5 protein-coding genes are annotated in these 6,337 nt (G+C 38.9%); all 5 read right to left on the bottom strand.

Features of this window, described 5'->3' with window-relative positions:
- Window positions 1-1,066 (bottom strand): extracellular solute-binding protein (locus tag ON09_RS21630; RefSeq protein ID WP_010603163.1); only part of this gene is annotated, 1,066 nt, incomplete at its 3' end.
- Window positions 1,059-2,222, bottom strand: a complete 1,164-nt coding sequence (locus ON09_RS21625; protein WP_010603162.1) for a CaiB/BaiF CoA transferase family protein — start codon at window positions 2,220-2,222, stop codon at window positions 1,059-1,061. The genes ON09_RS21630 and ON09_RS21625, both read right to left, overlap by 8 nt.
- Before the next feature lie 317 nt (window positions 2,223-2,539).
- Window positions 2,540-3,691, bottom strand: coding sequence for a CaiB/BaiF CoA transferase family protein (locus tag ON09_RS21620; RefSeq protein ID WP_010603161.1), 1,152 nt, complete (start codon window positions 3,689-3,691; stop codon window positions 2,540-2,542).
- Entirely contained in the window at window positions 3,688-4,848 is a 1,161-nt protein-coding gene (locus ON09_RS21615) for an ABC transporter substrate-binding protein (RefSeq protein ID WP_010603160.1), read from the bottom strand. The genes ON09_RS21620 and ON09_RS21615 overlap by 4 nt, the downstream gene beginning before the upstream one ends.
- Window positions 4,849-4,899: 51 nt before the next feature.
- Window positions 4,900-6,337, bottom strand: a 1,438-nt coding sequence (locus ON09_RS21610; protein ID WP_010603159.1) for a glycoside hydrolase family 2 TIM barrel-domain containing protein, incomplete at its 5' end; no start/stop codon positions are given.

Here is a 6,337-nt window from a genome sequence, read left to right as displayed (position 1 = left end):
ACGTACACACTGCTTTATTGATTTCACTATCTTTCCATGTTGAGATTCTGCAACCAATTCCACCCTCCAAAGTCAGCTGCTTGTCTTGTTCTTCAGCCAGTGCGAAACGAAGAAAATCGTATGCGACTGCTTTATTTCTACTGCCTTTGGCGATGGTATAAAGCCAATATACATTTAAAGATGCTGAGTTGTTACTAGCTACAGTTGGCAGTAAATCAACATCAATTTTACCTTTAACTTTTGAATTTTCATCTACTTCGCACATTGCGGCGAAACCAAACCAGTTAATCATCATCGCTGCTTCGCCTTGCGAGAAAGCGATTCCAGCCGCTACTGATTCAAATTCAGCAGATTTCGGATGAACAGCGGTTTTATCATTTACAATTTCCCTATAAAAATTTAAGCCATCAATTGCAGCCTGTGTATTGATTTGGATAAAACCATTTTTATCAACCAAACTTCCTCCTCTGGTCCACAGTTGTAAACAAAAATCGAAAACAGCATTGTGACCGTCAGGATAACAGGCAAATATACTTCCGTATAGGTTATCTGCAGGGCGATTAAAAAATTGCGCTACCTGATGAAAGTCTTCCCAGGTTTTTGGAACTTCTAAGGCTTTGCCAAATTTTTCGAGATAATTTGCTTTTTCCGTTTCACACTCAAATAAATCTTTCCTGTAAATGAAACATTCAGGTCCATCGTGAAAGGGTAAACCCACCACTTCCCAACCAAATCGCTGCAAACTCAAAAGAGATTTACTCCATCCCTGTGGGAAATCTTGTGGCTTATTTCTATTAATGTATGGATTTAAAATTTCAACATGTTGGTTCGAATAGGTTTCCAGAATCCAATCGGTGCTGATGTGAGCAACATCGAAATTACCATTAGCCAAACCTTTTTGTGTTATGGTTGCATCATAAAGTTCATGTAAATCCATCACCACCATTTCCAGCTTCGACTTACAGCCTGAAAACGCACAAAATTTGTCCCAGAATTTCTGCATTGCAGACTCAAAAGGAGCAAACTTGCGAACGGCAATCCTGAAAGTTTCAACCTGGTTATGCATTTGCAATCGTGTTCTGTGTGATAAATTCTTTAATGATTTTTTCGTTATCCTGCCCTAATTTCGGCGAACCCTTTGATGACGTTAATCGTTCGCCATCAATGCGAATCGGGCATCTGGTTGTTTCATATTTATAGCCATCAACCATTTCTACTTCCTGTATCATATTTAAAACCTTGAAACCATCGTGTTCCATCAAGGCATTCCAATTTAACACATCAGCACACCATATATCAGCTGGCTCTAAAATAGAAAGCCAATTTTCAGTTGTGTTTAATAAAAGATGTTCAGCTAAAATCGCCTTAATTTCATCACGTTTATCAAATGCCTCACTTGGCTCTAAATAATCTTCCAGCTTTTCACAACCTAATAACTTACCAAGTTGTGGAATGGAACCCATCGCCAATGCTAAATATGCGTTTTCTGTTTGATAAATTCCATATGGCGCCCCCAAATAAGCGTTAGCATTGTTGTTTTTCGAACGTTCTGGCAATGCGCCACCATCGTTCATAAAAGTAGTAATGGTTTCAAACTGAAAATCGTAAGCCGATTCCATCATACTTACCTGCACAAAACCACCCTCATTTTTTATCGCTTTGCGATACAAACAAGCTAAAAGACCTTGCGCTAAATGTGCGCCAGCCAACATATCAACAATGGATAAACCCATTGCAACAGGGCCGCTATCGGCATTTCCGGTTAGCGAAGTTAAACCTGTAACTGACTGTAGCAACAAATCCTGACCAGGTTTATTTTTCCATTCCGTATCCGTTCCATAGCCCGAAATTTCGCCATAAATAATTGATGGGTTAATAGCAGTTACGGATTGATAATCGAAACCTAAACGTTCCATTACACCCGGACGAAAATTGTGAATCATTACATCTGCTTTTTTAAGCAGTTCGCGAACCATTTCGCAATCATCTTCATTCTTTAAATCTACTTCAAAGCTTTCTTTATTTCTATTGATGGCATGAAAAACCGATGATTCACCATTCATAATCAAGTTTGAGGTATATAGCGTACGGCAGATATCGCCTACACCTAAACGCTCAATTTTGATTACACGGGCACCCATGTCGGCTAAGCGCAAGCTCGCCGATGGCCCAGAAAGAAACTGGCTGAAATCGATAACTAAATAATCTTCAAGCGGTCTCATATATTTTATTTTTTGTTAAAACCTCGTCATGCTGAAATCATTTCAGCATCTTTTTGCTTAAGACCCTAAAATAAATTCAGGGTGACGGCTGGATTTATTTTATTTCATTCTAATTGTCATTCTGAGCTTGTCGAAGAACTTTTATTGCGTTTCGACAGGCTCAACGTGACAATTAGCTTAATACTAACTCCTTATTTTACTATTTACATTCACACCTCGTCATTGCGAGGCACGAAGCAATCTCTTCTTTTTGTGTAAACTGTAAAAAGCATTTTTTAAATGAGATTGCTTCGTCGTACCTCCTCGCAATGATGGACTTAAGTTAATTCAAACTCTTTATTAATCTCTTCTGTATTAAAACCCAATTTTGGTGCAGCTTTTGCAGCAAACAATTTTTCATTATCCAATCGAATTGGGCTAACTGTAGTTTTGATTTTAACACCTTTCCCTAAATCCAAATGTTGCTCTATCTCTAACTTTTTATAGGTATTCAAAGCAGTAGCCGTTTGGTAATTTAATACTTCTGCACACCAAATTCCATTACTTTCTAATAGATTAACCCAAAACCCAGTATCATTTTTCTTGAACGTTTCCGCCAAGCGGATAATCAATTTATCGCGATTTTCGAACGCAGAACCCGCTTCGACATATAAGTCATCGATGTCACAATTGATTATGGCGCAAATATTTGGAAGATTACCCATTGCCATTGCGATATGTCCGTTTTTGGTTTCATACATTCCGTAAGGTGCACTCAGGTAAGCATGTGCGCTACCTTTCGCTCCACTTCTATCCGGAAGTTTCCCTCCATCATTCAGGTAAGTGGTAATCACTTCAAACTGAACATCTAAAATAGATTCTAGCAAACTCACCTCCACCAAAACACTTTTATTGGTTTTTGCTCTTTTAATTAATGCTGCCATAATCCCCTGAGCCAGATGGTTTCCGCACATAATATCAGAAACTGAAAGCCCGAAAGGAACAGGTCCATCGGTATCGAGTCCTGATAAAAAAGTTAGACCTGAAACCGATTGCACCAATAAATCCTGACCTGGTTTATTGCGCCAAGGACCTTCATTTCCATAACCAGTAACCATTCCGTAAATAATTTTCGGATTGATTTGCTGAACATTATCGTAATCCAGGCCAATTTTTTCCATTACACCCGGACGGAAATTGTGCGTCATTACATCAGCTTTGCTGATTAATTTTTTCAGCTTTTCTAAATCTTCAGGATTTTTTAAATCGGCTGCGTAACTTTCTTTATTGCGGTTAATGGTATGAAACAGCAAACTATCGTCATCAACAAAAAGATTTTTGATGGATAATTGGCGGCAAGCATCTCCAGTTTTTGGTCGCTCGATTTTAATTACACGGGCACCTAAATCAGCTAATTTTAATCCAGCCGATGGACCTGCCAGAAACTGGCAGAATTCTAAAACCAAAAGTCCTTCTAAAGGTCTGTTCATGATAATACCAAAGTTTTAGATTTACGGTACAATTCGTTCATTTGATTTAAAACTTGGATTTCATCGCCACCATTCATTAAATAATCGCGAACAACATCGCCTGCGTGGTCTTGAAAATACATGGAACCGTGGTAACGCGGACGAAGAAATGCTCTCTGCAAAGCTGGTAATGTATTGTAAAAATAATTCTGGCTTTGGCGATTAACTTCATCATTTTTCCATGCGGTTAAATGTCCTGGCTGTCCACCGTTTTCGAAAAATAACGTTGACTGACACGCAGGTGAACCTACAAATTCTACATATTTGGCTGCTACATCAAGTTCTTCGCATTTAGAGGAAATAGCCAATCCTGTTCCGCCTAGTGTGCTTCGTAGATTATTTTTTCCATCCAATGAAATCATGTCGTGGAAATGCAAAACTTTACGGGCATAACCGTTTCTCGAGTAATTTGAATAGCCGTAAGCAAATGGACAGTAAGCAATTTCATCCGTTTTAGTCATTGCTTCATAAACCTGAATTGGATTTCTATCGAAATTTGCTTTATCTATTTTGGAAGCCAACTCCCGGTACATTTTTAAAACTTTAATACCTAAACTTTGCGAAACCACCTCTTCGTCGTTTTGGCAAGGGTCTTCGCCTGATGAGCAACAAAGTGTGTAAAAGTTCATTAAAACATCTATCGGAATACCTGCGAACGCGACCAATCCCTTATCGGCAAGTGCTAATAAATCTTCAAATGATTTAGGTAATTCTAATCCTTTTTCGGCTAACAAATCTGGTCGCGATGCCGCTACAGGCGTTGCCGCATCAATCGGCAATGCCCACAAATGCTCATCGTAAAAATAGCTTTCATAAGACTGACCAACCGAATTCCTTTCCTGGTCGGCCAGATAATCATCAGAAAGATAAAAATCCAAAGGAACAATGGATTTTGTTTTCGCTGCAAAACCCGCCCAAGGATGGTCGATCACCAACAAATCAAATCGCTCTGCTAATTCCTGGATGGAGAAATCGGCAAACTGCTGCAAACTTCTTTTCTCCCAGGTAATATTAACATTTGGGTACAATTCAGAAAATCGCTGTGCGGTTGCCACCATTGGCAAAAGCCCACGACTGTGGTTCCATGTTATTCCTTTTAAATTAATCGTCTTCTCCACTGATCTTAATTTTTTATCTTTTTAATTTCCCAACTTGTATATTGATCGGGATTATTTTGTTGTAATGGTTATTGATGAACTTGCCAAACCTTTGGCGTCTGCCGTCAGCTTAATACTTCCGGCCTTTTCCGTTGATTGAAGAATAGCCAAACATAAACCGTGAAATGCTTTGCGATAATTTGCTTTAAATGGTTCCAAACTTGCCTGAAAGCCGTTATCCACCCCGGCAATAAAACCATTTCCTTCTATCTTAAAATCAACTAAGTTATCTGCATTTGGAACCACATTTCCAGCTTCATCCAAAATGCGAACGGTGATGAATGATAAATCCTTGCCATCGGCTTTAATGTTTTTTCTATCTGCAATTAATTCAATTTTTGCAGGTGCTCCTGCAGTTCTTACCTCGCGAACCAAAACATCTTTTCCGTTTTTACGAGAAACCGCTTTTAACGTTCCGGGCTCAAAATTTACATTCCAAAGCACATGTAAATCATCTTTCTGTTTTGACTTTTTGCCTAAAGATTTACCGTTTAAGTAAAGTTCAACCTCGTCAGCATTGTTATAATATGCCCAAACTTCTACTGATTTTCCGGTTTCCCAGTTCCAGTGTGGCAAAATGTGTAAAACCGGTTTGCTGGTCCACTCACTTTGGTACATGTAATAAGAATCTTTTGGAAAGCCCGCCAAATCTACAATTCCGAAGTACGAACTTCTGGCCGGCCATGGATACGGTAATGGCTCACCTAAGTAGTCGAAGCCTGTCCAAACGAATAAGCCTGAAACATGGTCGTATTTTTTAGCTTCTTTCCAGGTTTCTTCGTGGGTAGAACCCCAATAAGCAGAAACATTATCGTATGATGATGCAGACCATTCTTTATTTCCTTCGGTAAATTTGGTTTTACCGTCTCTTGGCCAGCGGCGAACGGTATCTGCCGTATCGTAAAAACCTCTTGTTTCTAAAGCTGATGTAGTTTCAGTAGCTAAAAACTTAACTCCAGGATAGTTTTTAGGAAAATCAGCATATTTCTTGTGGTTGTAGTTTAATCCATAAACATCTAAAGCTTTAGCTTGATAGATGAAATTTTTAGTAGAATCAGTTTCTGTTAAAGCCGAGATAACCGGACGGGTTTTATCCAGATTTTTTACAATGCCAACCAGTTCTTTCGTAATTGCAATGCCGGTACTATCAAACTGCTCACGAATTTCGTTACCAATGCTCCATAAAATGATTGATGGATGGTTTCTATCGCGAAGAATCATATCCTCCAAATCGCGTTTGTGCCACTCGGGATAATTTAAATGATAATCATTTTTAGTTTTTTTCTTGGCCCACATATCAAAAGCCTCATCCATAACTAACAATCCCATTTTATCACATAAATCTAAAAACTCTGGTGCTGGCGGGTTATGAGCAGTCCTAATTGCATTCACGCCCATTTCTTTCATGATTTCTAATTGGCGTTCCATCGCCCGAACATTTACCGCAGCA

The organism is Pedobacter agri PB92 (assembly GCF_000258495.1).
Taxonomy (GTDB): Bacteria; Bacteroidota; Bacteroidia; order Sphingobacteriales; family Sphingobacteriaceae; genus Pedobacter; species Pedobacter agri.
The sequence above is the reverse complement of the archived record's forward strand: the minus strand, read 5'-3'. Positions and strand labels throughout refer to the sequence as shown.